A 26,767-nucleotide genomic window follows, 5' to 3' on the forward strand; every position below is an offset into this window, starting at 1 on the left:
TTGGGCACAGCGACATCCTTCCCACCCGCCCCGCAGGGCAAGCCAGTTCAGATGTCACCCGATCGTGCACCAGACCCGTCTGCTGCCTCCGCAGGTGACGCCGTCAAACTGGCCATGCCAGTTGCGGCGATTGCGGTCGCCATGAGTGCGGCCATGCGCTTATGCATAGTAATCCCCCACATGTTCGATTGTTGTGGTCATGCCGACCGTATCATGGGGCGAGTGGATGCCTTCGGCAGCGGGGCTTTTGCCTCTGGTGTCTCCTGCGTCGGAGCGTGCCGATCAACGCAGTTGTCAGGGGCCGAAATAGTGGAGCCCCGGTCGTCGATCGACCGGGGCTCTGTCTGAGTGCGGGGAGTGCTACGTCTTGACGCGGACTTCCTTGCGAAACTTCGCGGTCAGTTCGGCGGCACCCGCGAGGTCCGCGTCCTTACCGGCCATCGCGTCGGCCATGTCGACGCGGATGATCACGCCCAGTGTGCTGTGGTCACCCCAGATGCACACCGGCATGCTGATCTCACTCGGCCCGGACGATGAACTGCTGGACGAGGAGTCGCTCTTTACCTTCGCCTCCTGGCACTTGAGGATCGCGCCGTCGAGGCCGCTGGGCGTGTACGCCTTGGGGCTACCGACAACCTCGCCCTCGTCGTCCTTGGCGCTCTTCTTCATCTCGGTGAACATCCCGTCGACAACCGCCTCAGGGTCGTCGATGTCGCCGTACACGCCCATAAAGTTGATCATTTTCATTGCCAGCGGGTTGTTCTCGTCCCCGGACTGGTATCCGGAGTGCACGTCTTTGGCGTTCTTCACGCCGTGCTTCTCGGCGTCCTTGACGTCGTTCTCGTCGAAACCGCCGCTGCCAGCGCTGTTCGCCTTCTTGTACTCTCCGTTGAGTACTGTCGCCGGGGTGGTTAGTTTGTGCGGCCCGTCGTCTGCCACGCTCGAACTGTCGTTCCCGCCGATTACGAAGTATGCCCCCACCGCGATCGCGGCCACGACAGCCACCGAGCCGATGACGATCGCCGTCTTCTTCTTGCCACCGCCCGGCGCGGGCGGCTGCGGGGCGCCGTAGGGCTGCTGGCCGTAGGGAGGCTGCTGCCCGTAAGGGGGCTGCTGGCCGTACGCGGGTTGCTGGCCGTACGGGGGAGTCTGCGGCGGGACACCCTGGGGAGCCTGCTGGGGGTAGCCGTAGCCGGGCTGCGGAGGAGCCTGCTGCGGGTAGCCGTAACCGGGCTGGGGAGCCTGCGGCGGCTGGCCGTAGGGGCCCTGCTGCCCCGGCTGACCGTACGGTCCGGGCTGCTGGGGCGGCCCACCGTACGGGCCCGGCTGGTTGTAGCTCATCTCTGGGTTCCCCTCCAGATGCTTATGTGTTCCTGACATCTTGGCGGAAGGCCGAAGAGTGCGGGGCGCGTGGGGTCTATTGATGCCTAGTTGTTGACAGGCTGTGCCAGATGTTCGACGTACTGGTCGAACTTGGCGGACGAGTGCGCGCCGGCGGAAGCGGCGTAGTACGTCTTCGACCACACATTTTCTGTTGTGCCGCGTGAACGTCGTATGGCCCTAGCCGTAGCTCCTTTGAGTTGCTTGGCCAGGTTTGCCACGGAAACGTAGGCCGGATAGGTGATGGTTACGTGGATATGGTCGTCCTGGCCGTGAAACTCCTCGACCTCCGCGTCGAGTTGCCGCGCCGCCTCACGCATCGTGTGTTCGGTGAGCGATAGCAGCTCGCTGGTGAGAACGGGCCGGCGTCGCATCGTGGTCAACGCCAGGTGTACGCGGAGCTCGTGCGACTCCAGGATCGTGCCTTGTCCGGGATCTTCACGCTTCCGTGCGGGTCGCTTCGAGGGGTGAGCCGCTCGCCAAGCGTCCAGCTCCGCCGGTGTCCACGTGGGAGTCCGGCCGGTGTACACGGGTTGCGGAAAACCATTCCCCTTCCGGGAGTTGAGGACGTAAATCGCCTCTGGCGATATGCCGAGATGCTCGGCGGCCTGTACTGGCGTCAGTCGACGATCCATCATGAGGTTCACCGTATGACAGACAAGTTCACCTTGTCTGTCATACGGTGAATGCGCTGACCGCCCCTCCAGCCGAGGCGAGTTGAGCCGTGATGGGGGAGTGCGTGACGGTGAAGAGCAAGGCCAAGGCGGCGGGCAGGTCGGTCAAGGATCCTGCTGACGCCGGGCGCAAATACCGCCTCTACCCAACACCTCAACAAGCTCAGCGGCTCAGCGAGTGGGGGCACACCTGTCGCACCGTCTGGAACGTGGCCCTGGAACAACGGATCTACGTATACAGGCAACGGCGCATCCGCCTCCGGGCCGACGAGCAGTGCCGCTACCTCACCAGGGCGCGGCACGACCTGCCGTGGATCGGAGACCTGCCTTCCCAGGCGCCGCAGCAGGTCCTCAAGCATCTCGACCGGGCTTACGACAATTTCTGGGATGCGGAGCATCCGGCAGGATTCCCGCGATTCAAGAAGCGCACGGCGCGCCTGGCGATCCCGCTCCCCGGGCAGGCCGTGCGCGTGACGAGGCTGAACCGCAAGTGGGCCTGCGTTCGCATCCCCAAGCTCGGGGACGTCAAGTTCAGGTTGACGTGCCCGCTCGGTGGTCGGATCAAAAACGCATCGATCCGTACAGACAGCTCGGGCCGCTGGTATGTCAGCTTCGGCGTGCATATCGGGAGGACGGCAACGCCACCGAATGGGCATCCGCCGGTTGGAGTGGACTTCGGGGTGAAGCAAGCGGCGTACCTGTCGGACGAGACGGAGCCACGGCTCATGCCCCAGACGCTGACCGAGGGCGAGAAGCAGAGGCTGACCGGACTCGAACGCCGCAAGGAGCGGCAGATCGTGCAAGCCAAGAAGCATCGAGGAGGCAGATACGGCAACCGCTTACGAAGGACGCTCCGCGCCATCGCGGAACTCAAGGCCCGACAGGCCCGTCGACGCCTGGACTTCACACATAAGCTCACTACAGACCTGGCCAAGAACCACGGCCTGGTCGCCATCGAAGATCTTCGTGTGAAGCAGATGACGCGGAGCGCGAGCGGTACGCGCGCCGCACCCGGCGTGCACGTCTCTCAGAAAGCCGCTCTGAACCGGGCCATCCTCGACAATCTGCCGGGGGAGCGGCGCCGCCAGCTCGCCTACAAATGCCCGGCCTACGGATCCGACCTCTCTCTGGTGCACCCTGCGAGGACCTCGCAGACATGCGGTGTCTGCCACCTTTGGGACCCTGCGTCGCGCGTCAGCCGCGACAGGTTCATCTGTACCGGGTGCGGGCACACCGACGACGCGGATCACAATGCCTCGGTCGTCATTCTCCGTCGTGCCCTTCGTGGTCCGGCGGGCACCACCAGTGCCGCAGGACATTGCGGTGAACAGCACGCACCCGCAGGCCATGCCCGGCCTGCGATGCCCCGCACCCGTGCCGGGCGCACGCGTGAACCCCTGAACCCCTCATCCGGGACGGCCCGCCTTCCAGTGGATATCGAGGGCTACAAGGAATCCCAGCAGGTCACTGCAGGGAGGATGTCAAGAAAGAATCGCGTTTCGGGACACGGGCGCGGCACCTCTAAACTGACCCCGTGACCGAGAACTCTCAGCAGCCGCAATCAGAGCCCACTCCCGAACTGCCGACCCAGTACGCGCCGGCCGAGGTAGAGGGGAAGCTGTACGAGCGCTGGGTAGAACGGGGTTACTTCGCGGCCGACGCGAAGAGCGACAAGCCCGCGTACACCATTGTCATCCCGCCGCCGAACGTCACCGGGTCGCTGCACCTGGGCCATGCCTTCCAGCACACGCTCATGGACGCCCTGACGCGCCGCAAGCGCATGCAGGGGTACGAGTCGCTGTGGCTGCCGGGCATGGACCACGCCGGTATCGCGACCCAGAACGTCGTCGAGCGCGAGCTCGGCAAGGAGGGCAAGTCCCGCCACGATTTGGGCCGTGAGGCGTTCGTCGAGCGCGTGTGGCAGTGGAAGGAAGAGTACGGCGGCAAGATCCTCGGCCAGATGCGCCGGCTCGGCGACGGCGTGGACTGGTCCCGCGAGCGGTTCACCATGGACGAAGGGCTCTCGCAGGCCGTCCAGACCATCTTCAAGAAGCTGTACGACGACGAGCTGATCTACCGCGCCGAGCGCATCATCAACTGGTGCCCGCGCTGCCTCACGGCCATCTCGGACATCGAGGTCGAGTACCAGGACGACGACGGCGAGCTGGTCTCCATGAAGTACGGGGAGGGGGATGACACGATCGTCGTCGCCACCACCCGTGCCGAGACGATGCTCGGTGACACGGCCGTCGCCGTCCACCCCGACGACGAGCGCTACCGGCACCTGGTCGGCCGACGGATCAAGCTGCCGCTGACGGACCGCACCATCCCCGTCGTCGCGGACACCCACGTCGACCCGGAGTTCGGCACTGGCGCCGTCAAGGTGACCCCGGCCCACGACCCGAACGACTTCGCCATCGGCCAGCGCCACGACCTGGAGTCGCTGACCGTCATGGACGAGCGCGGCGTCATCACCGTGCACGGCCCGTTCCAGGGCCTCGACCGCTTCGAGGCCCGCTCCGCGATCGTCGCCGCGCTGCGCGCGGAGGGCCGCATCGTCGCCGAGAAGCGCCCGTACGTCCACTCGGTGGGCCACTGCTCGCGCTGCAAGACGACGCTGGAGCCGCGTCTGTCCATGCAGTGGTGGGTCAAGGTCGGCCCGCTGGCCAAGGCTGCCGGCGACGCCGTCCGGGACGGCCGGGTCACCATCCACCCCGCCGACATGTCGAAGCGCTACTTCGACTGGGTCGACAACATGCACGACTGGTGCATCTCGCGCCAGCTGTGGTGGGGCCACCGGATCCCCGTCTGGTACGGCCCCGAGGGCGAGGTTGTCTGCGTCGGCCCGGACGAGGAGCCCCCGGGCACCGAAGCCGAGGGCTGGAAGCAGGACCCCGACGTCCTGGACACCTGGTTCTCCTCGGGCCTGTGGCCCTTCTCGACCCTCGGCTGGCCCGAACGGACCCCGGACCTCGAGAAGTTCTACTCGACCGACGTCCTCCTCACGGGCCACGACATCATCTTCTTCTGGGTCGCCCGGATGATGATGTTCGGCCTGTACGCGATGGACGGCGAGGTGCCCTTCAAGACCATCGCCCTCACCGGACTCGTTCGTGACCAGTTCGGCAAGAAGATGTCGAAGTCCTCGGGCACGGCCGTCGACCCGCTCGACTGGATGAACGCGTACGGCTCCGACGCCGTCCGCTTCACCCTCGCCCGCGGCGCCAACCCCGGTACGGACGTGCCGATCGGTGAGGACTGGGTCCAGGCGTCCCGGAACTTCGCCAACAAGATCTGGAACGCCACCCGCTTCGCGCTGATGAACGGCGCGACGGTCGCGGGCCCGCTGCCGGACCCGTCCGAGATGACGGCGACGGACCGCTGGATCCTCTCCCGCTTGAACAAGACGGTGGCCGAAGTCGACGCGTTCTACGACGACTTCCAGTTCGCCAAGCTGTCCGACGCCCTCTACCACTTCGCGTGGGACGAGGTCTTCGACTGGTACGTCGAGCTGTCCAAGACGACGTTCATGGCGGGCGGCGAGCCGGCGAAGGTCTCCGGGCGTGTCCTGGGCGAGGTCCTCGACGTCACCCTGCGCCTCCTGCACCCGATCGTCCCCTTCGTCACCGAGACGCTGTGGACGACGCTGACCGGCGGCGAGTCGGTCGTCATCGCCGAGTGGCCGACCGACTCCGGTTTCCGCGACGCGGGCGCCGAGCGCGAGATCGAGACGCTTCAGCAGGTCATCACGGAGGTCCGCCGCTTCCGTGCCGACCAGGGCCTCCAGCCCGGCCAGCGCGTCCCGGCCCGCCTCACGCTGGACGGCACCGCCCTCGCCCCGCACGAGGCGGCCATCCGCCAGCTGCTCCGGCTGCAGCCGGAGGGCGAGGCCTTCGCGGCGACGGCGACGCTTCCCGTCGCCGGGGCCACGGTGGCGCTCGACCTCTCCGGCACGATCGACGTCGCGGCCGAGCGTAAGCGGCTCGCCAAGGACCTCGCCGCCGCGGAGAAGGAGAAGGCCCAGGCGAACGCCAAGCTCGGCAACGAGGCGTTCCTCGCCAAGGCACCGGACCAGGTCGTGGACAAGATCCGTACGCGGCTCGCCAAGGCGGACGAGGACATCGCTCGCATCCAGGCCCAACTGGAACGTCTCCCGGAGGCGTAACGGCTCTGTCGTAGGTGAACGAAGGCCCCCGGAACCTCACTGGTCCCGGGGGCCTTCGACGTCCTTCGGCTGCGGCCCGATCCCCTGGGCGCGCGGAGTTGTTCGGCTGCGGGTGGACGGGGGCTGGTCGCGCAGTTCCCCGCGCCCCTAGGGCGGGGGCTTCGCCCCGCATCCCCCGTTCACCCGGGTTCGTTCGGCTGCGGGCCGGTGGGGGCTTGGCGCGCAGTTCCCCGCGCCCCTAAAAGCCTGGGCGCAGGGGCGCGGGGAACTGCGCGACCGGCCCCCACTCGCCCGCAGCCGAAGAACCCACCCCGGGGGTCCGGGGGCGGAGCCCCCGGGGACGGGACGGGTAGGGGCGGCGGGGGCGAGAGACCCGGGGCGGGCTCGGCTCCGTAGACTGGCAGCGTGAGTGAGCTCCCCCCGCACGACAGCAGCGAGCCGGACGAGCCGGACCCCAGCGACCCGCACGGTCTCTTCGACGAGATCATCGCGGCCGAGACCGACCGCGACCCCGACCTCGCGGTGATCGAGGCCGGCAGCCGCACCCTGCGCACCCAGGGCGCCGACGCGGGCCGGCAGGCCGACGTGCCCGGGCGCCCCGCCGACCCCGAGGTCGACAAGGCGCTGCGCGAGGTGGAGTCCGAGCTCGCCAGCCGCTGGGGCGAGACCAAACTGGAGCCCTCCGTCAGCCGGATCGCCGCGCTGATGGACGTCCTGGGCGAGCCCCAGCGCGCGTACCCCTCGATCCACATCACGGGCACGAACGGCAAGACCTCCACCGCCCGCATGATCGAGGCCCTCCTCGGCGCCTTCGACCTGCGCACCGGCCGGTACACCAGCCCCCATGTCCAGTCGATCACCGAGCGGATCAGTCTCGACGGCGCCCCGATCTCCGCCGAGCGGTTCATCGAGACGTACAACGACATCAAGCCGTACATCGAGATGGTCGACGGCCAACAGGAGTACCGGCTGTCGTTCTTCGAGGTGCTCACCGGCATGGCGTACGCCGCCTTCGCGGACAGCCCCGTCGACGTCGCCGTCGTCGAGGTCGGCATGGGCGGCAGCTGGGACGCCACCAACGTGATCGACGGGGACGTCGCCGTCGTCACCCCCATCGACCTCGACCACACAGACCGGCTGGGCGAGACGCCCGGCGAGATCGCCACCGAGAAGGCCGGCATCATCAAGCCGGACGCGACGGTGATCCTGGCGCAGCAGCCGGTGGACGCCGCTCAGGTGCTGCTGAAGAAGGCCGTGGAAGTCGACGCGACCGTGGCCCGGGAGGGCCTGGAGTTCGGGGTCGTCGCCCGGCAGGTCGCCGTCGGCGGGCAGCTCGTCACACTGCGCGGGCTCGGCGGGGAGTACGAGGAGATCTTCCTGCCGCTGCACGGCCCCTACCAGGCGCACAACGCCGCCGTGGCGCTCGCCGCGGTCGAGGCGTTCTTCGGCGTCGGCGCGGCGCACGCCCAGCGGCTCGACATCGACACCGTGCGGAAGGCCTTCGCCTCCGTCACCTCGCCGGGCCGCCTCGAGGTCGTACGGCGCTCGCCGACCGTCGTCCTGGACGCCGCGCACAACCCGGCGGGCGCCCGTGCCACCGCCGAGGCCGTGGGCGAGGCCTTCGACTTCAGCCGGCTGATCGGGGTCGTCGGCGCGAGCGGCGACAAGAACGTACAGGGGCTGCTCGAGGCCTTCGAGCCGATCTTCGCCGAGGTCGTGATCACCCAGAACTCCAGCCATCGCGCGATGGACGCCGACGAGCTCGCCGGGATCGCCGTCGAGATCTTCGGCGACGAGCGGGTGCAGGTGGAGCCGCGGCTCGACGACGCGATCGAGGCGGCGATCACGCTGGCCGAGGAGGAGGGCGAGTACGCGGGCGGCGGCGTTCTCGTGACCGGCTCCGTCATCACCGTCGGCGAGGCCCGACTGCTCCTGAGGAGGGGCTGACCGCTGTGCGTACGCTCTGTGCTTCCACTCTGATCGGCGAGTTCTTCGTCATCGGCTTCGCCGGGCTCGTCGCCATGAAGGATCCCGATCTGTCCATGGCCACGGTGTGGACGGTCAGCGGGATCTTCATGGCGGTGAGTGTGCTGCTCTGCGGGATGATCACCCGGCCCGGGGGTGTCCAGCTCGGCTGGGCCCTGCAGATCGCGCTGATCGCCGGCGGGTTCGTCGTGGGGTCGATGTTCTTCCTGGGGGCGATCTTCGCCGCGCTGTGGTGGGCCTCGGTGCACTACGGGCGGAAGATCGACGAGGCCAAGGCGAGGTTCGCTGCGCAGGCGGAGGCGGGCGGGAACCCGGCATAGGCTTCTTCGCCCCCGCCGCCCCTACCCGTCCCACCCGTAGCCGGGGCTCCGCCCCCGGTCGAACGGGCCCCGAAGAACCCCGAACGCCCCCGCCCACCTGACTCTGCGTGACACCCACCCAGACACGCCCTGTAGCCTCGGTCACCCGCACACTTGTGACCCGAAGGAGCCACCACCGTGAGCCAGCGCACCCTCGTCCTCCTCAAGCCCGACGCCGTCCGTCGCGGCCTGACCGGCGAGATCATCAGCCGTATCGAGCGCAAGGCCGGCTGGCAGATCACCGCGCTGGAGCTGCGCACGCTGGACCAGGACACGCTGGAGCAGCACTACGGCGAGCACAAGGGCAAGCCGTTCTACGAGCCGCTGGTGGAGTTCATGGCGTCCGGCCCGGTCGTGGCGCTGGTCGTCGAGGGCGAGCGGGTCATCGAGGGCGTGCGCGCGCTCGCCGGCCCCACCGACCCCATCGCCGCCGCCCCCGGTTCCATCCGCGGCGACTACGGTGTGATCGTCCGCGAGAACCTGATCCACGCCTCCGACTCCGAGGAGTCCGCCGAGCGCGAGCTGAAGATCTTCTTCCCCGGCCGCGTCTGACCCCTCCTCGCAGTCGCGTCCGAGCTGCGCCCAAGTCGCCGCCGAGTCGCTTCCAAGTCGCCTCCGAGCCAGGTCCAAGTCAGGTCCCAGTCGCGTCCAAGTCGCGGCGGACCCGCACAGACATCACGATTCCAAGATGTTCTTGTAACGGCTTGTAAAGGCTTGTAAAGGACTTGCGTCCCCAGCCTGATGTCCGACCAGGGACGGCCGTGGAAATTCCGGCCGTCCCGCGGCATATGCGTGCCGATCGGGGGAACGCGTGCCCCCGTTGGGTCGTCTCCACAAGCGGGGCGGCGCCACGCATGCTGACAATGGCGAAGACCCTCGCGCAGTGTTCGTGCAGGCGCGTCTACGATGGAGACCTTCACGTCACTGCACCCACCTCGCCGTTCCTAAAAAGCCGTCAAAGCTCCGCTTGGGAAGGCCAGACGAATCCTGATGGGGAACTCAATGTCGTTCATCGGCCGTGACATGGCTGTCGACCTCGGGACCGCCAACACGCTGGTGTACGTCAGGGGTCGCGGGATTGTACTCAACGAGCCGTCCGTCGTCGCGATCAACACCAACACCGGTGGCATCCTCGCGGTCGGCGCGGAGGCGAAGAAGATGATCGGGCGGACCCCCGGCAACATCGTTGCCGTGCGCCCGCTGAAGGACGGTGTCATCGCCGACTTCGAGATCACCGAGCGCATGCTCCGCTATTTCATCCTGAAGATCCACAAGCGGCGCTATCTCGCCCGTCCCCGTGTCGTCGTCTGTGTGCCCTCGGGCATCACGGGTGTCGAGCGCCGTGCCGTCATCGAGGCGTCGTCCCAGGCCGGCGCCCGCCAGGTGCACATCATCGAGGAGCCCATGGCCGCGGCCATCGGCTCCGGCCTGCCGGTCCACGAGGCCACGGGCAACATGGTGGTGGACATCGGCGGCGGCACCACGGAGGTCGCGGTCATCTCGCTCGGCGGCATCGTCACCGCCCAGTCCATCCGCGTCGCGGGCGACGAGTTGGACAACGCGATCATCCAGCACATCAAGAAGGAGTACAGCCTCCTCCTCGGTGAGCGCACCGCCGAACAGATCAAGATCACGATCGGTTCGGCGTACGACCTGGACAACGACGAGCACACCGAAATCCGCGGCCGGGATCTCGTCTCCGGGCTGCCCAAGACCGTTGTCATCTCCGCGGCCGAGGTCCGCAAGGCGATCGAGGAACCGGTCAACGCGATCGTCGACGCCGTGAAGACGACGCTCGACAAGTGCCCGCCGGAGCTTTCGGGTGACGTGATGGACCGCGGAATCGTTCTGACGGGCGGCGGGGCGCTGCTGCGCGGGCTCGACGAGCGCCTGCGCCGTGAGACCGGTATGCCGATCCACATCGCCGAGGACCCGCTGGACAGCGTGGCGCTCGGGTCCGGCAAGTGCGTCGAGGAATTCGAGGCGCTCCAGCAGGTTCTGGACGCCCAGCCGCGCAGATGAGGTAACTCTTCGATTCCGCCGTACGGGATGATCGCTTCTCGTACGGCGGATCGTTGATATCGAGGCATAAGCTCCCCCATAACACCCTTGGGCGTCAGCACTCGCTCGGGGTGCGTTCCTGTTGACACCGACGAGGAAGGCACGGCCGCCGCACGTGAGGGACACACGAGAGAGCCGGCTGCTCCTGGTGCTGCTGATCGCCATCGCGTTCGCTCTGATCACGGTGGACATCCGTGGTGGACAGGACTCACCGGTCCAGGGTGCCCGCCAAGCCGCCGCGGCGGTCTTCGGCCCGATCGAGAACGGGGTGTCCTCCGCGGTCAACCCCGTCGGCAACGCGATCGCCGCGGTCCGCGACTCGGACAGCCGGCACGATCGCATCGCCCAACTCGAGCACGACAACACGGCGCTGAAGGCCAAGCTCGGCAGTGACGACCGCAATCGCAGTCGTCTGAACCAGCTAGACAAGATGCTGAAGATGGCCGGCGCCGGGCAGTACGGCATCAAGGGCGCCGAGGTCATCGCCATAGGAGCCGCCCAGGGCTTCTCCTGGACCGTGACCATCGACGTCGGCAGCAACGACGGCATCCAGCGCGACATGACGGTCCTGAACGGCGACGGGCTCGTCGGCCGCGTGACCACCGTCGGTCCGGACACCGCCACGGTGCTGCTCGCCAACGACCCCGATTTCACCGTCGGTACGCGGATGGAGTCCAGCGACGAGCTCGGCTTCGCCTCCGGTCAGGGCGACCGCCCGCTGCGGGTGGAGATGCTCAACGGCAAGGCGAAGATCAAGAAGGGGGACCGGCTGGTCACCTTCGGCTCGCAGGCCGACAAGCCCTTCGTGCCCGGCGTCCCGGTCGGCGTGGTCTCCCGTGTCGACCCGTCAGGCGGCGACCTGACCCGCACGATCTACGTCACGCCGTACGTCGCGTTCTCGAAGCTCGACATCGTCGGCGTCGTCGTAGAGGCCCCCCGCAAGGACCCACGTGACACGGTGCTGCCGGCCAAGCCCAAACCGACGCCCACGCCGACCGTGACCGTGACGGTCACCCCCTCGGCGTCCGAGCCCGTCACCGGCCAGACGCCGTAGGAGCTGAATCCCCATGCGTTTCAATCGGATGCTGCTCTCCGCCACCCTGGTGGTGGTCGCCCTGGTGATCCAGGTGAGCGTCCTCGCCCGTCTCCATCTCCCGGGTGCCGTCCCGGACCTCGTCCTGCTCACCGTGCTGGCCCTCGCCATGGTCTACGGCCATGTCGGCGGCGCCCTCATCGGCTTCGCCGCCGGCCTGCTCGCCGACCTCGCCCCGCCCGCCGACCACGCCGCCGGGCGCTACGCCCTCGTGCTGTGCGTCATCGGCTATCTCGCGGGGCTGGCGAAGCCGGAGAACGGCCAGCTCAAGTCGGCGACCGGCCCGATGGCCGTGGTCGTCGCCGCCGCGGTCGGCTCCACCCTGCTGTACGCCGGTGTCGGCGCCCTCGTCGGTGACACCGCCGCCCGCCATGTCGGCCTGGGCAGCCTGCTGTTCACGGCCGCCCTGTACGACCTGCTGCTGGCGCCGTTCGTGGTCCCGGGGCTGATGGCCCTGGCCCGGCGCTCCGAGAGCAATCCACTCGCCGATTCCAACAGCGCCAAGGCCGCCGACGTCTCCTCGGGCTGGCTGGCCTCCGGCACCGGCCTGCGCATCGGCAGCCAGCGCGGCCACCGGGTCAAGGCCGCCCGGGCGCGCGTCGCCCGCGCGGGGCGCATCAAGGGGGTCAAGCGCCTGTGAGCACACGTCGGTTGACCGACCCCGGGGTCAAGTCGCCCAGGTTCGCCGTGTACTCGTATGACTTGTATGACTCGTACGCATGTGGCGCCCCGTACGCACACGGCTCGCGCGCCCGTGTCCCGTACCCACTCTGAGAGGGGGAGGCAGCACCAGTGACCAACATTCCCGAGACCGGCAGGACCCCACGGGTACAGATCCGACTCGTCGTCATCCAGATCCTCGTGCTCTCCCTCCTCGGCACCCTCGGCGGCCGCCTCTGGTACCTCCAGATCCGCAACGGCCAGGAGTACGCCAAGGAAGCCTCCGGCAACCACGTCCAGCAGGTCGTCCAGCCCGCCGTGCGCGGCTCGATCCTCGACGCGCGTGGGGTGCCGATCGCCGACAACGAGACCCGGCTCGTGGTCTCCGCCTCGCGCACCGACCTGATGAAGATGAAGGACGACGGCAAGGCGGTCCTGACGAAGCTGGCCGGCGTGCTGGACATGAAGCCCGAGGACGTCATCCAGAAGGTCCGGCTGTGTGACGCGAAGACGCCGCAGCCCTGCTGGAACGGCTCCCCGTACCAGCCCATCCCCATCACCGACGAGGCCACCGCCAAGCAGGCCCTGCAGATCCGTGAGCGCTCCGAGGACTTCCCCGGCATCAGCGCCGAGCCCGAGGCCGTACGCCGCTACGCCGCCCCCGGCAAGGCCAACACCGCTCAGGTCCTCGGCTATCTCTCGCCCGTCACGGACGCCGAGATCACCCAGGCCAAGGACAGCAGCTCGCCGTACCTCCGCTCCGACCAGGTCGGCCGCTCCGGCCTCGAGCGCCAGTACGACAAGGAGTTGCGCGGCAAGGCCGGCGTCACCCGTTACGAGGTCGACAACCTCGGCCGCGTGATCGGCAAGGCCAAGAGCGACGCGGCCCAGTCCGGCTCCAACCTCGTCACCAGCATCGACTCCCGCGTCCAGCGGGTCGCCGAGTACGAGCTGGACACGGCGATGAAGACCGCCCGCCAGCAGTTCGACAAGATCACCGGCGAGAACTACAAGGCCGACTCGGGCGCCGTCGTGGTGATGGAGGCCAAGACCGGCCGGATCGTCGCCATGGCGTCCGCCCCGACGTACGACCCGAACGCCTGGGTCGGCGGCATCTCCGCCAAGGACTACAAGGCCCTCACCGGAAAGAACTCCGACTACCCGCTGCTCAACAGGGCCATACAGGGTCAGTCCGCGCCCGGTTCGACCTTCAAGGTGGTCTCCACGGCCGCCGCGGTCGAGGCCGGCTACGAGTGGGACGGCGGCTACCCCTGCACCAGCTCGTACTCGGTGGGCGGCCAGGTCTTCAAGAACTTCGAGGGCGAGAACTTCGGCCCCATCTCGCTCGGCCGGGCCCTCGAGGTCTCCTGCGACACCGTCTTCTACGGCCTCGCGGACAACGAGTGGAAGAAGGACGGCGGCATCAACCCCAAGAAGGGGGAGCCGAAGGACTACTTCTTCAAGGCCGCTCACCAGTTCGGCCTCGGCAAGGAGACCGGCGTCGACCTGCCCAACGAGGTCACCGGCCGCGTCCCGGACCGCCAGTGGAAGCAGAGTTACTGGAAGGCCAACAAGGACGTCTGGTGCAAGACCGGCAAGAAGGACGGCGACTACGTCCAGAAGATCGCGTACGAGAACTGCCTCGAGGGCAACAAGATGCGCGAGGGTGACGAGATCAACTACTCCATCGGTCAGGGCGACACCCTCGTCACCCCGATCCAGGAGGCCATGATCTACGGGGCGCTCGCCAACGGCGGCACCATCCACGCGCCGACCATCGGCAAGGCGATCGTCAGCGCCGACGGCAAGACCGTCCAGGAGATCAAGCCCAAGGTCAAGGGCAAGCTGCCGATCAGCAAGGCCACGCTCAACGGCATGAACTCGGCCCTCGAAGGCGTCGTCACCCGTGGTACCGCCGCCTGGAAGTTCGGCGGCTGGCCGCAGGACAAGATCACGCTGCACGCCAAGACCGGTACCGCCGAGGTCTACGGCAAGCAGACCACGTCCTGGTTCGCCACGTACACCAAGGACTACACGGTCGTCATGACCATCGCCCAGGCCGGTACGGGTTCCGGCGCCTCCGGTGAGGCCGTGCGCAACATCTACAACGCGCTGTACGGCGTCCAGGCCGACGGTTCCATCGACAACTCGAAGGCCCTCCTCCCCACCCCCCAGAAGGGCCTGCCGAAGATCCAGACGGACGGTTCGATCGACACCCCGGAGATCTCCAAGGACCCGGTCAAGGACCTCCAGGCCAGCGAGTCGCCCTCGCCCGGAGCCACCGACCAGCAGCTGCCCGCGGGCACCACGCCGTCCCCGACGGCCAGTAACCGGAACACCCGAAGGCGTACGGACCGTCCGAAGAAGCGGCGGGGGACGAGGATCCTGACATGACCGGAGCGAACAACTTCTCCGTCTCCGGCTACGGCCCCGCCCGCGGTGGGATGTCACGGCTCCTGGCCCGTGACTCCCTGGCCCGCCGCCTCGACTGGCCGATACTGCTCTCGGCCATGGCGCTCTCCCTGATCGGCTCGGCCCTCGTCTACTCGGCGACCCGCAACCGCACCGAGATCAACCAGGGCGACCCGTACTACTTCCTCATCCGCCACCTCATGAACACCGGCATCGGCTTCGGCCTGATGGTCGGCACGATCTGGCTGGGCCACCGCACCCTGCGCACGGCGGTCCCGATCCTGTACGGCCTCTCGGTCTTCATGATCCTGCTGGTGCTGACCCCGCTCGGCGCGACGATCAACGGTCAGCGCAACTGGCTCGTCGCGGGCGGTCTGTCGCTCCAGCCCGCCGAGTTCATCAAGATCACGATCATCCTGGGCATGGCGATGCTGCTGGCCACCCGGGTGGACGCGGGCGACAAGCAGTACCCCGACCACCGCACGGTGCTGCAGGCACTGGGCCTCGCGGCCGTCCCGATGATGATCGTGATGCTCATGCCCGACCTGGGCACGATCATGGTCGCGGTCATCATCGTGCTCGGCGTGCTGCTCGCCTCCGGCGCCTCCAACCGCTGGGTGTTCGGTCTGCTCGGCGCCGGTGCGCTGGGCGCGGTGGCGATCTGGCAGCTCAAGATCCTCGACGAGTACCAGATCAACCGCTTCGCCGCCTTCGCCAACCCCGACCTCGATCCGGCAGGCGTCGGCTACAACACCAACCAGGCCCGTATCGCCATCGGCTCCGGCGGCCTCTTCGGCACGGGCCTGGGCCACGGCTCCCAGACCACGGGCCAGTTCGTCCCCGAACAGCAGACGGACTTCGTCTTCACGGTCGCGGGCGAGGAACTGGGCTTCGTGGGCGCCGGCCTGATCCTGCTCCTGCTGGGCGTCGTCCTGTGGCGGGCGTGCCGCATCGCCCGCGAGACCACCGAGCTGTACGGCACGATCGTCGCCGCCGGCATCATCGCCTGGTTCGCCTTCCAGGCCTTCGAGAACATCGGCATGACCCTGGGCATCATGCCGGTCGCGGGCCTTCCCCTGCCCTTCGTCTCCTACGGTGGTTCGTCGATGTTCGCGGTGTGGGTGGCGGTGGGGTTGTTGCAGTCGATCAGAGTCCAGCGCCCCATGTCGGCGTAGGCCTCCGGCGGTTGGGCGGGAGGGGGTGCGTCTGCGTCGTCGGCTGCGGCCCGGTGGGGGCTGGTCGCGCAGTTCCTCGCGCCCCTGTACCGGGGCTGCGCCCCTGGCTCCGGTTGGTTTTTCGGGTGCGGGGTGCGTGGGGGCTGGTCGCGCAGTTCCTCGCGCCCCTGTACCGGGGCTGCGCCCCTGGCTCCGGTTGGTTTTTCGGCTGCGGCCCGGTGGGGGCTGGTCGCGCAGTTCCTCGCGCCCCTAAAGGCCTTGGGCGTCCGGTGTTCGAGGCGTGTGCCCGATCCAGCCCCGCCCTCAGCGCACTTCGCGCGTCCGGCGTTTGAGGACGAGGCCGTTCAGCCCGTGCCCCACCCCGCCCGCCCATCCCACCCGCCCGTCCTGCATCCGCAGGCCCGGCGGGGGCCGGGGCCGCAGTCCCGCCGGGGTCCAAGGGCGGAGCCCTGCGGGGGTGTAGGGGGCGGCGGCTCCCGGTGGGGTGCAGGGGTGGAGCTTCGCGGGGTCCAGGGGGCGTAGTCCCTGGCGGGGTGCAGAGGTGGCAGCCCCGCGGGGGTTCAGGGGCGTAGCCCCGGTGGGGTTGAAGGGGCGGAGCCCCTGGGGATGGGACGGGTAGGGGCGGCGGGGGCGAGATCCGGTCGTTCCCGGAGGTCCTGGAAGGGGCTGGTACTGCCATCCCGGCCCGACAGCCACTAGATTCAGTTCATGGCGGACACCAAGCGCGAAATCGAGCGAAAGTACGAGGGTCCCCCGGCCGGCGGCGACGCGCCACTCCCGGACCTGACCGACGTCCCAGGAGTCTCGGGCGTCATCGACAAGGGCGTGGCCGAACTGGACGCCACCTACTACGACACGGCCGACCAGCGGCTCGCCACCGCCTCCCTCACCCTCCGCCGCCGCACCGGCGGCGACGACGCGGGCTGGCACCTCAAACTCCCCGTTTCCGAGGGCGTCCGCGACGAAATCCGCGCCCCGCTCTCCGACACCGTCCCCGAAGACCTGACCGCCCTCGTCAGATCCCGCATCCGCGAGGCCGAACTGGTCCCCGTCGTACGTCTCGTGTCGGCCCGCGACATCCGCCACCTCGTCGACGCCTCCGGCACCCTCCTGGCCGAGGTCAGCGTCGACCGCGTCCGCGCGGAGCGCCTCAGCGGCGGCGCGGGCAGCGCGGAATGGACCGAGATCGAGGTGGAACTCGCCGACGACGGCGATCCGGCCTTCCTCGACAAGGTCGAGAAGAAGCTCCGCAAGGCGGGCATCAAACGCTCCGCCTCCGCGTCCAAACTGGCCAAGGCCCTCGACGACACGGCCCCCCGCAAGCCGGAGAAGCCGGAGAAGCCGGAGAAGCCGGAGAAGCCGGAGAAGCCGGAGAAGCCGGAGAAGGCAGGCAAGCCGGGGAAGGCAGGCAAGGCGGGGACGACCGGCAAGGCCGCTGACGCGTCGAAAGCGACGACAACGGCCGCGAAGCCCGAACCCCCCGATTCGACCCCGCGCACCGCAGGCGACCACATCCTCACCTACGTCCGCGCGCAGCGCGACGCGATCGTCGAGCTCGACCCCGCCGTCCGCCGCGACGTGCCCGACTCCGTGCACCGTATGCGTGTCGCCACCCGCCGCCTCCGCAGCACCTTCCGCTCGTACGGCAAGATCCTCGACCGCGCCGTCACCGACCCGATCGGCGTCGAGCTGAAGTGGCTCGCCGCCGAGCTGGGCGTCGACCGCGACCAGGAGGTCCTCACCGAGCACCTGACGACGGCGCTCGACGACCTCCCTTCCGAGCTGGTCAAGGGCCCCGTCCAGGCCCGTGTGAGCACCTGGTCGGGAGCCCGCCGCTCCGGCTCCCGGCAGCACCTGATCGCCGTACTGGACGGCAAGCGCTACCTGGACCTGCTGACGACGCTGGACACCCTGGAGGCCGGCCCGCCCCTGCTGGAGGCGGCCTCGAAGAAGCCCGAGAAGGTGATCGCCAAGGCCGTACGGAAGGACTTCAAGAAGGTCGCCGACCTGGTCGGCGAGGCCCTGGAGCTGCCGCCCGGTTCCGAGCGCGACCTCGCGATGCACGACGCCCGCAAGAAGGCCAAGCGCACGCGCTACGCGGCCGAGGCGGCCACCCCCGCCCTCGGCGAACCCGCCGCCGACCTGGTCAAGTCGATGAAGTCCCTGCAGACGCTGCTGGGCGACCACCAGGACAGCGTGATGGTCCGCGGGGCCCTGCGGGAGCTGGCGGCCGAGGCGCACGAGGTCGGCGAGAACGCGTTCACGTACGGGGTGCTGTACGGCCGCCAGGAGCAGCGCGCGGCGGCGGTGGAGGCGGAGCTGCCGGGGGAGTGGGAGGCGATCGAGGACAAGGGCGCCGTCTGAGGCGTACGGGGGCCGGCCACGGCCGCGTTAGGCTGGATGGTCAACCCTGTCAGTACCTCCCAGCTCACGAAGGTTCGCGAGATGCCTGCCGAAGCCGCTGTATCGGTGTTTCCACAGCTCGAAGCTCTGCTCCCGCATGTGCAGAAGCCGATCCAGTACGTCGGCGGAGAGCTCAACTCCACGGTCAAGCCCTGGGACGCCTGTGACGTCCGCTGGGCGCTGATGTACCCGGACGCGTACGAGGTCGGGCTGCCCAACCAGGGCGTCATGATCCTTTACGAGGTGCTGAACGAGCGCGAGGGCGTCCTCGCCGAGCGCACCTACAGCGTCTGGCCGGACCTGGAGGAGCTGATGCGCGAGCACCGGGTCCCCCAGTTCACGGTGGACAGTCACCGCCCGGTGAAGGCCTTCGACGTCTTCGGTCTGTCCTTCTCCACGGAGCTGGGCTACACGAACATGCTGACGGCCCTGGACCTGGCCGGGATCCCGCTGGAGTCCAAGGACCGTACGCTCGACGACCCGATCGTCCTGGCCGGCGGCCACGCGGCGTTCAACCCCGAGCCGATCGCCGACTTCATCGACGCGGCGATCATCGGTGACGGCGAGCAGGCCGTGCTCGACATGACGGAGATCATCCGGGCCTGGAAGGCGGAAGGCCGCCCGGGCGGCCGCGAGGAGGTCCTCTTCCGCCTGGCGAAGACGGGCAACGTCTACATCCCGGCGTTCTACGACGTCGAGTACCTCTCCGACGGTCGTATCGCCCGTGTCGTGCCCAACAAGTCGGGTGTCCCGTGGCGTGTGTCCAAGCACACGGTCATGGACCTCGACGAGTGGCCGTACCCCAAGCAGCCGCTGGTCCCCCTGGCCGAGACGGTCCACGAGCGGATGTCGGTGGAGATCTTCCGCGGCTGTACGCGCGGCTGCCGCTTCTGCCAGGCGGGCATGATCACCCGCCCGGTGCGCGAGCGCTCGATCACGGGCATCGGCGAGATGGTGGAGAAGGGCCTGAAGGCGACGGGCTTCGAGGAGGTCGGCCTGCTGTCCCTCTCCTCCGCCGACCACTCGGAGATCGGCGACATCGCCAAGGGCCTGGCGGACCGCTACGAGGAGGACAAGATCGGCCTGTCCCTCCCCTCGACCCGTGTGGACGCCTTCAACGTCGACCTGGCGAACGAGCTGACGAGGAACGGCCGTCGCTCCGGGCTGACCTTCGCGCCGGAGGGCGGCTCCGAGCGCATGCGCAAGGTCATCAACAAGATGGTCTCGGAGGAGGACCTCATCCGGACCGTCTCCACGGCGTACGGCAACGGCTGGCGGCAGGTGAAGCTGTACTTCATGTGCGGCCTGCCGACGGAGACGGACGAGGACGTCCTGCAGATCGCCGACATGGCGATGAACGTGATCGCCGAGGGCCGCAAGGTCTCCGGCCAGAACGACATCCGCTGCACGGTGTCGATCGGCGGCTTCGTTCCCAAGCCGCACACCCCCTTCCAGTGGGCGCCCCAGCTCTCCGCCGAGGAGACGGACGCCCGTCTGGAGAAGCTCCGTGACAAGATCCGCGGCGACAAGAAGTACGGCCGCTCCATCGGCTTCCGCTACCACGACGGCAAGCCCGGCATCGTCGAGGGCCTGCTCTCCCGCGGTGACCGCCGCATCGGCGCCGTCATCCGCGCGGTCTACGAGGACGGCGGCCGCTTCGACGGCTGGCGCGAGCACTTCTCGTACGACCGCTGGATGGCCTGCGCCGAGAAGACCCTCCCGGCCTTCGGCGTGGACGTCGACTGGTACACGACCCGCGAGAAGACCTACGAGGAGGTCCTTCCCTGGGACCACCTCGACTCCGGCCTCGACAAGGACTGGCTCTGGGAGGACTGGCAGGACGCCCTCGACGAGACGGAGGTCGAGGACTGCCGCTGGACCCCGTGCTTCGACTGCGGCGTCTGCCCGCAGATGGACACGAGTATCCAGATCGGCCCGACGGGCAAGAAGCTGCTGCCGCTGACGGTCAAGAACGCGGCGCCGGCGCCGAGCGGTCACGCGCACTGAGGTGAGCGAGGCGCTCGATCGGGTGATTGAGGCGCTGGCGGGGGTGAGCGAGGAGGAGGTGGCTGCGGCTCTGGCTGCGGTCGTCGCTTCGCCCCCTCGCCCGTCGGCGCCGCTGGCGTCCTCTCGGACGCCCCTGCCGGGTCCTGGCCGTGCCCTGCACATCGTCTCCGAGGTGGAGTGGATCTGAGGGCTCGTTCCAGGCTTGTGCGAGACTGTGTGGCCTTTGAGCCCCTCCCCGTCTGGGAGGGGCTCTCGGCGTGGCGGTCGGCCGCACGACGCCGGCGCATGTGCGGAACGCGGTGGGTCAGGCCGGGGTGTCGGCGTCCTGCATGGAGGCCGCGAACGCCTCGGGGCCCTGCTCCGCCGCTGCCGGGTCCATCCACATGACCTGCCAGCCGTGGCCGTCGAGGTCGAAGAAGCTGCGTGAGTACATGAAGCCGTAGTCCTCGGCGTCATCTGCCTTGGAGCCGCCCGCGGCGAGCGCAGCGGCGCTGACCGTATCGACCTCATCGCGGGACGACACGCTGAAGCAGTACAGCGCCAGCGTGTGGGTGGTGGGATCGGCCATCGGCAGTTTCGCGAACTCCGCGAACTTCTCGCGGCTGAGCAGCATGACGAAGGCGTGCTCGCCGACCAGCATGCAGGCGGCGGTCTCGTCGGTGAACTTCGGATTGAAGCTGAACCCGAGCTTGGCGAAGAACGCCTTGCTGCGCTCGAGGTCCGCTACGGGGATGTTCACGAACAGCATGCGGCCGGGGTGTGCGGGATCGGTCATGGTGGGTCTCCAGTCGGTGGCTCGATGGCGTACGTCCTGGTAGACCGGCGCCGCCGGCGGAACTCATCGGTGGATCCCGGCCAGGTCGCAGTCGCAGCGTTGATCAAGTCCACAGCCGCAGCTCAGAGACCCGGCCTTTCATTTCTTCGGCTCCTGGCGGAGGTGGCCCGCCCGTCGACTCACGTGCCGTGCCTGTGCGTGTTCTTGCCCGGCCGGGACCTTGCCCGTTGCGTGCCCGTTCCGGCGGAACGCAGCGGGCGGTGCGATGCGGCCTGTGTCGTGTCCGTGCAGGTACTTCCGCCTCCTGCCTATCACCCTCACCAAGGATTTCGGGCCGCTCCTCTCCTCGTCTGCGCAACCGACACCGGGCAGTACCCGCTCGCCGTCTGAAGGCTTTGACCAGGGTCTGGGCGTGAGTGTGGGTGACCAGATGCTCCCAGATGGACACGAGTATCCGGATCGGTCCGACGGGCAAGAAGCTGCTGCCGCTGACGGTCAAGTGGACTGGGTCCGAGGTCTGTTCCAGGCTTGTGCGTGACCACGTGGCCTCTGAGCCTCCTTCCCGTCCGGGAGGGGGCTCGGTGGTGTGTGATGGCGTGTCAGTTCGTGAACTTGGCGCTGCCAGGCGGCCCTCTGCCGGACCTTGGCCATCCGGATGGCCTGTTCGCTGTTGTTGTCGAAGGGCACCCGCCAGTCGAAGGCGAACGGGAGTACCTGGTCGCGTTCGGTGTCGAGGCGGGCGAGCAGGTTCGCGACCCTGCCCCTTGCGGCGCGGTTCGCCGGGGCCCGGGGCGGGTGCAGGGCCCCCGGCGGTGATCTCCTCGTAGCGGGCGGTGAGGCGTTCGAGGGCGCCCTGGGCCTGTCCGGTTCGCGGCGAGTTGTCTTGCTCGCGCAGTGGGCCGTTGCTAAGCCTTGGGCACTCAACTCTATGGAGGACGCTGTGTATCAAGAGCCCCCTCTTCCCGTTCCTCCGCGTTCACGTGTCCGAGGATTCGTCTGCGCCGTCACGGCCATCGCCCTCGTGACGCTCACCGCCGCGACAAGTCCCCGCGACGCGGACACCCGGACCGCGGCGGACCAGGCAGCCGTGGTCCGCGAGTGGAACGCCATCGCCACCGACACGATCAAGACCAGCCTCGGCCCACGCCCCTCCGGGCAGGTAGCGATCTGGGAGGGGTTCGTCTCCGTCGCCGTGTACAACGCCGTGGTGGGGATCGAAGGCGGCTACGCCCTGTACAAATGGCGCGAGCGCGGTCCGGCCAAGGCATCCTCCGCGGCGGCCGCCGCCACTGCGGCCCACGACGTGCTGCTCACCTACTTCCCTGCCTTCAAGGAGCGGCTCGACACCGCCTACGCGGACTCGCTCGCCGCTCTTCCGGCCGGTCAGGCCAGAGACCGGGGCGTTGACTACGGAAAGCGCGCCGCCGCCCGCATCATCGAACTCCGGGAAGGGGACGGAAGGTTCGCGGACGTTCCTTTCACCGCTTCCCCGGCACCGGGGGTCTGGCGGCCCACCCCGCCCGCGTTCCAGCCCTTCATCGACACCTGGCTCGCCAGGCTCCGCCCCCTCTTGCTCGCCTCCCCGCAGCAGTTCCGCCCCGGCGGACCACCCGCCATCTCCTCGGCCCGCTACGCCGAGGATGTCCAGGAGTTGAAGGCCCTGGGCGCGAAGACCGGCTCGGGCAGGAGCGCGCAGCAGACCGAGACCGCCCTCTTCTTCAGCGGCAACCTGGTCGAACAGGTCCAGACAGCCGTACGAGACCACGCCACCCGGCACCGGCTCGGCATCGCCGAGACGGCCCGGCTGTTCGCCGCGGTGAACGCGTCGGCGACCGACGCCGTCGTCACGGCATGGGACGCCAAGCTCCACTACGGCTCCTGGCGGCCGATCACCGCCATCCGCCTCGCCGACACCGACGGCAACCCCGCGACGACGGCAGACCCGGCCTGGGAGCCGCTGCTCCTCACCCCGCCACACCCGGACTACATCGCCGGCCATACGACCGTCGCCGCTGCCGTAGCACGCGCCCTGACCGGCGTCCTCGGCACCTCGCGCATCGACCTCCACGTTTCCTCCGAGGTCACCGGCACCACGCGGTTCTACGGGTCCGCCGACGACCTCAACCGGGACGTCGTCGACGCCCGTGTGTGGGGCGGCGTCCACTCCCGCACGGCGGACGTGGTCGGCTGCCGGGCCGGCACCCACGTGGCCGCCTGGGCGCTGGACCACTACTTCCAGCCGGTCGCCAAGGACGGCACCCAGCCGTCCTCGCCGGCACGAACGGCTCGGCAGGACAGGCTCGCCGAGCCCAAGTGCGGCGACGACAGCGACTGAACCACGGAGCCGAAGGGGATCCGGCGTCGTGCCGGGCTTCCGATCCTGTCCTGCCTTGAGCACTGGAGCAGCGCCCCCGGCAGCTCAGCGGGGGCAGCCACTCCAGGGAAAGGCTGTGAACGCGTCTTGATGACCCACATCAAGCCTCGTTCACGGCCTTTTCAGCGCATGTGGATGTTCCGCCCCGTCAGTACCAGCGGACGTGGGCGGCCGCACCCTGGCCTGTGCGGGCGGCGTGGCGGAGCACGCGCAGCGGGCCGTCGAGGAGCTCGTCGGCGTGGTGGTCAGGATCGTCTCCCAAGCCGGTCATCCACGCGTGGATCCGCTCGACGGCGTCTCGCCGTTGGGCTCCGGTCAGGGCGAGGGCTTCCTCGGCCGCCGGAAGCTGGGCGCGGACCTGCTCGGCGTCGAGCAGGAAGTCCCCGAACCAGCCCGGCAGCCGCAGCACCGCGTCGGGACCGAGCGCGTAGGCCAAGGCCGAGAACGGGCTGGCCTTGCGGGCCACGGCCACGAACAAGCCCTCCTCGCCATCGGACGGAAACTGGTCCATAACGGCGTCACGCAGGGCCTCCACGTGCTCGGAGTCGTCACGGCAGGCGTCGAGGAACGCGCTCAGCCGGACGGCGTCCTCGTCAGCGCTCCAACTGCCAGGAGAGGTCGTCGACGCGCTGAACATGGATTCCTGCGCCTTGCCCCGCCACCAATCAAGCCCGCCGGACACGTCCCAGTGCACCGACACCGGTGCCGACGACGAGTCCTGACCCGCAGCGCGCAGCAGGTCCCACACCTTCTCGTCGGGCATCGCGCCGACGACCCACACACCCGTGACGCTCAACCCTGCCTCCCGCCGCTGCTCCAACCCCAGCAACCTGATCATGCACGACTCCGTGCGCCTGCAATTCGTTGGCGTGTTGTCGTAGAGGAACCCGATCTCGGCGGTGCCGGAGTTCTCGGGGGAACTGACGTACGCAGCACTCCGCGCCGAACCGGCTCACCACATGGGCCGTGCCGACACGCCCGACGCGGTCACCGAACGGCAGTGGCGCTACGTCGGCTCCGGCCGCACCCCCGGTGCTGCCCTCATGGCGGTCGGAATCGCCGATGACCTTGCAGAGTCTCGACGGCTCGGCCTGGAGGCGAGGCAAGAGGGGGAGTGGGGCCGATAGCCGCTTCGCCCGAACGTGAACCCCGGCAGCCTCGGCGCTCGTCGCTGCCCCGGGCTGTCGACGGCAGGATCATGAGCCTGATCGAAAGCGAGATCGTGATCATTGACGATGACGGCACAGGAGAGCCGTTCGACCCCGCGTCGTGGTTCGAGTGCACCGAGAGGCCACCCACCCGGATGGTCAACCTCTGACGATGCAGAAGGGGTGCCCAGCCGGATCGGTGAGAACCCGCGCCTTGGCCCCGACGATCCTCCACGGCGGCGAGAAGGTCGACCGGACCCTCTGCGGCTGACCCTCCCGCCGGCCTGAGGCACGGGGTGGCCGACGACCGGCGAGCGACCTCCTGCTCGCGGGGAATCCTGAGCCGCCCGCACGAAAGAGAGTGGCCCCGCCATGGTCGGGGCCACCGCCCGCCCTCATTCCACCGGCTCCTGGTCCTGGAGGCGCTCCGCGGATCATCTCCGAGGTGGAGTGGGTCTGAAGCCAGGTCCACGCTTCGATGCGACCGAGTGACCAGTTGAGCCCCCTTCCATGAACGGGAGCGTGCGGCCGTAGTCCGCGCGGCGGCTGCCTTGACCAGTCAGAGGTGGTGCAGCGCCTCGATGATCTTGGCGGTGACTGCCTTGGTGGAGTAGGGGTTCTGTCCCGTCACGAGCCTGCCGTCAGCGGTGGCGAAGGGGGTCATGGGGATGGTGTTCCTGACATAGTGCGCGCCCCGCTCGCGGAGTTCGTCCTCCAGCAAGAACGGCACTCTCTTCTTCACTGTGGCGACTCGCTCCTCCGCGGTGGAGAACCCGGTGACCGTGCGGCCGTCGACAAGCAGGGTGCCGTCGGAAAGCGTGATGTTCAGCAGTCCGCAGGCACCATGGCAGACCGAGGAGACCACGCCGCCGTTCTCGTAGATCTCCCGTGCGACCTGCTGCAGCGCAGCGTTCGAGGGGAAGTCCCACATGACGCCGTGCCCGCCGGTGTAGAAGATCGCGGCATACCGGGCCGGGTCGATGTCGGCCGCCTTGGTGGTGCGGTCCAGGCTCGACATGAACGCGCGATCACTCATGTACTCGCGCACCAGCTTGTCGGCCCATCTGGTGCTGCGGGGATCCAGCGGCACGTGGCCCCCTGCCGGACTGGCGAGGTCGACCTCGAAGCCGGCCCGGCGGACCCCGGCGTGGAAGTGAGCCAGCTCTCCGATCCACAGTCCGGTCCGATGGGGGTTCGTCCCGTAGGTCGCCTGGTTGGTCACCACGGCGAGGATCCGTCTCGACGCCATCACGACTCCTTGCTTGCTGCGGAGTTGACCACGGGCTTGGTGCTCAGGCCTGCTCGGTGGGGCGTACGAGCAGCTCGGCGACGGCCACGTGCCGGGGGCGGGTGACGATGTAGCCGACGGTGTCGGCGATGTCCTGACTCTGCAGCCGTTCGATGTCGCCCAGGGCGGCGACGATGTGCTGCTGGATGACGTCGGGGTTGTGCGTACGAAGTTCGGTGTCGACGCTGCCCGGCTCGATGACGGACACGCGGACGTGCTGGCGTGCCAGTTCCTGACGCAGTGCCTCGCTGAAGGCACCGACGCCGAACTTGGTGGCGCTGTACACGGCGGACATGGCGTAGGCGTTGCGGCCGGCGAGCGAGCCGATGTTGACGATGTCGGCGACCTGACGCGGCTCCTCGGCGGCGGCCTTGACCAGGTGGGGGACGGCCGCGTGGGCGGTGTACATCAGGCCCATGAGGTTGATGTCGATCATGCGCCGCCAGTCGTTCAGGTCCGCGCTGGGGGCGGGGCCGAGCAGCATGAGGCCGGCGTTGTTGACCAGCGTGTCCAGGCGGCCCAGGCCCTCGACGGTCCGCTCGACCGCTTCCGCGGCGGCCTGGGCGGTGGTGATGTCGGCCGGCACGACCAGGGCCTTCCCACCGGCGCCGGTGATTTCCGCGGCGAGGTCGGTGAGCCGGTCCTCGCGCCGACCGACCAGGGCAACGGAGGCGCCCTCGCGGGCAAGCTCCAACGCGGTGGCGTGGCCGATACCGCTGGATGCTCCGGTGACCAGGGCCGCAGTTCCTTCAAGACGACGATTCATGGGTTCAAGCCTTTCGATGAACGGCCACGCTGCTGCGGGCC

20 protein-coding genes are annotated in these 26,767 nt (G+C 68.7%); 14 read left to right on the plus strand and 6 right to left on the minus strand.

The window, feature by feature from the left end; all coding sequences use genetic code 11:
- Window positions 1-360: 360 nt before the first annotated feature.
- Window positions 361-1,341 (minus strand): hypothetical protein, encoded by a 981-nt coding sequence (locus KVT44_RS00005; RefSeq protein WP_217565634.1) that lies wholly within the window; start codon window positions 1,339-1,341, stop codon window positions 361-363.
- Window positions 1,342-1,427: 86 nt separating this feature from the next.
- Entirely contained in the window at window positions 1,428-2,018 is a 591-nt protein-coding gene (tnpA, locus tag KVT44_RS00010) for an IS200/IS605 family transposase (RefSeq protein ID WP_217565635.1), read from the minus strand.
- A 101-nt stretch (window positions 2,019-2,119) separates the two neighbouring features.
- Between tnpA and KVT44_RS00015 the strand changes: the two genes are divergently transcribed.
- The 12 genes from KVT44_RS00015 to KVT44_RS00070 all read left to right on the plus strand — a co-directional run bounded on the left by KVT44_RS00015 (window position 2,120) and on the right by KVT44_RS00070 (window position 20,375).
- Entirely contained in the window at window positions 2,120-3,592 is a 1,473-nt protein-coding gene (locus KVT44_RS00015) for an RNA-guided endonuclease TnpB family protein (RefSeq protein ID WP_217565636.1), read from the plus strand.
- Window positions 3,589-6,219, plus strand: a complete 2,631-nt coding sequence (locus KVT44_RS00020; RefSeq protein WP_217565637.1) for a valine--tRNA ligase — start codon at window positions 3,589-3,591, stop codon at window positions 6,217-6,219. Before KVT44_RS00015 ends, KVT44_RS00020 begins: the two co-directional genes overlap by 4 nt.
- 405 nt (window positions 6,220-6,624) lie before the next feature.
- Entirely contained in the window at window positions 6,625-8,166 is a 1,542-nt protein-coding gene (locus KVT44_RS00025; RefSeq protein ID WP_190168870.1) for a folylpolyglutamate synthase/dihydrofolate synthase family protein, read from the plus strand.
- A 5-nt stretch (window positions 8,167-8,171) separates the two neighbouring features.
- Entirely contained in the window at window positions 8,172-8,525 is a 354-nt protein-coding gene (locus KVT44_RS00030) for a DUF4233 domain-containing protein (protein WP_075031812.1), read from the plus strand.
- A 177-nt stretch (window positions 8,526-8,702) separates the two neighbouring features.
- Window positions 8,703-9,116, plus strand: a complete 414-nt coding sequence (gene ndk, locus KVT44_RS00035) for a nucleoside-diphosphate kinase (protein ID WP_054231901.1) — start codon at window positions 8,703-8,705, stop codon at window positions 9,114-9,116.
- Window positions 9,117-9,566: 450 nt separating this feature from the next.
- Window positions 9,567-10,586: a rod shape-determining protein gene (locus KVT44_RS00040; RefSeq protein WP_037747701.1), complete on the plus strand. Its 1,020-nt coding sequence runs from the start codon at window positions 9,567-9,569 to the stop codon at window positions 10,584-10,586.
- A 154-nt stretch (window positions 10,587-10,740) separates the two neighbouring features.
- Window positions 10,741-11,679, plus strand: a complete 939-nt coding sequence (gene mreC / locus KVT44_RS00045; RefSeq protein WP_099922668.1) for a rod shape-determining protein MreC — start codon at window positions 10,741-10,743, stop codon at window positions 11,677-11,679.
- Between the two features lie 13 nt (window positions 11,680-11,692).
- Complete coding sequence (mreD, locus tag KVT44_RS00050) at window positions 11,693-12,358, plus strand: rod shape-determining protein MreD (RefSeq protein WP_099922669.1); 666 nt, start codon at window positions 11,693-11,695, stop codon at window positions 12,356-12,358.
- A gap of 152 nt (window positions 12,359-12,510) precedes the next feature.
- Window positions 12,511-14,772: a penicillin-binding protein 2 gene (gene mrdA / locus KVT44_RS00055; RefSeq protein WP_190168868.1), complete on the plus strand. Its 2,262-nt coding sequence runs from the start codon at window positions 12,511-12,513 to the stop codon at window positions 14,770-14,772.
- The gene (gene rodA / locus KVT44_RS00060) at window positions 14,769-15,965 is read left to right on the plus strand and encodes a rod shape-determining protein RodA (protein WP_190168867.1); all 1,197 of its coding nucleotides are present in this window, start codon (window positions 14,769-14,771) and stop codon (window positions 15,963-15,965) included. Before mrdA ends, rodA begins: the two co-directional genes overlap by 4 nt.
- 708 nt (window positions 15,966-16,673) lie before the next feature.
- Window positions 16,674-18,329 carry a CYTH and CHAD domain-containing protein gene (locus tag KVT44_RS00065; RefSeq protein WP_217565638.1) on the plus strand — a complete coding sequence of 552 codons (1,656 nt, stop codon included), beginning with the start codon at window positions 16,674-16,676 and terminating at the stop codon, window positions 18,327-18,329.
- Between the two features lie 81 nt (window positions 18,330-18,410).
- On the plus strand, window positions 18,411-20,375 hold the full coding sequence (locus KVT44_RS00070) for a TIGR03960 family B12-binding radical SAM protein (RefSeq protein ID WP_099922673.1): 1,965 nt from the start codon (window positions 18,411-18,413) through the stop codon (window positions 20,373-20,375).
- A 304-nt stretch (window positions 20,376-20,679) separates the two neighbouring features.
- Here the strand turns inward: KVT44_RS00070 and KVT44_RS00075 are convergent, their stop codons facing one another.
- Window positions 20,680-21,150 (minus strand): VOC family protein, encoded by a 471-nt coding sequence (locus tag KVT44_RS00075; protein ID WP_217565639.1) that lies wholly within the window; start codon window positions 21,148-21,150, stop codon window positions 20,680-20,682.
- A 1,021-nt stretch (window positions 21,151-22,171) separates the two neighbouring features.
- On the opposite strand from KVT44_RS00075, the gene KVT44_RS00085 reads away from it, so the two are divergent.
- The gene (locus KVT44_RS00085; protein ID WP_217565641.1) at window positions 22,172-23,485 is read left to right on the plus strand and encodes a vanadium-dependent haloperoxidase; all 1,314 of its coding nucleotides are present in this window, start codon (window positions 22,172-22,174) and stop codon (window positions 23,483-23,485) included.
- A 187-nt stretch (window positions 23,486-23,672) separates the two neighbouring features.
- On the opposite strand, the gene KVT44_RS00090 is transcribed toward KVT44_RS00085, so the two are convergent.
- Window positions 23,673-24,362 (minus strand): hypothetical protein, encoded by a 690-nt coding sequence (locus KVT44_RS00090; RefSeq protein ID WP_217565642.1) that lies wholly within the window; start codon window positions 24,360-24,362, stop codon window positions 23,673-23,675.
- 61 nt (window positions 24,363-24,423) lie between these two features.
- Here KVT44_RS00090 and KVT44_RS00095 point away from each other — a divergent pair, with 61 nt between their 5' ends.
- The gene (locus KVT44_RS00095; protein WP_254648776.1) at window positions 24,424-24,651 is read left to right on the plus strand and encodes a hypothetical protein; all 228 of its coding nucleotides are present in this window, start codon (window positions 24,424-24,426) and stop codon (window positions 24,649-24,651) included.
- Between the two features lie 580 nt (window positions 24,652-25,231).
- Here the strand turns inward: KVT44_RS00095 and KVT44_RS00100 are convergent.
- Together KVT44_RS00100 and KVT44_RS00105 are read right to left on the minus strand one after the other, a co-directional pair.
- Window positions 25,232-25,921, minus strand: coding sequence for a type 1 glutamine amidotransferase domain-containing protein (locus KVT44_RS00100; RefSeq protein ID WP_217565643.1), 690 nt, complete (start codon window positions 25,919-25,921; stop codon window positions 25,232-25,234).
- Between the two features lie 43 nt (window positions 25,922-25,964).
- Window positions 25,965-26,726 (minus strand): SDR family NAD(P)-dependent oxidoreductase, encoded by a 762-nt coding sequence (locus tag KVT44_RS00105; RefSeq protein ID WP_099922677.1) that lies wholly within the window; start codon window positions 26,724-26,726, stop codon window positions 25,965-25,967.
- Window positions 26,727-26,767: the final 41 nt, after the last annotated feature.

It is taken from the genome of Streptomyces sp. GbtcB7 (genome assembly GCF_019091445.1).
GTDB lineage: Bacteria > Actinomycetota > Actinomycetes > Streptomycetales > Streptomycetaceae > Streptomyces > Streptomyces mirabilis.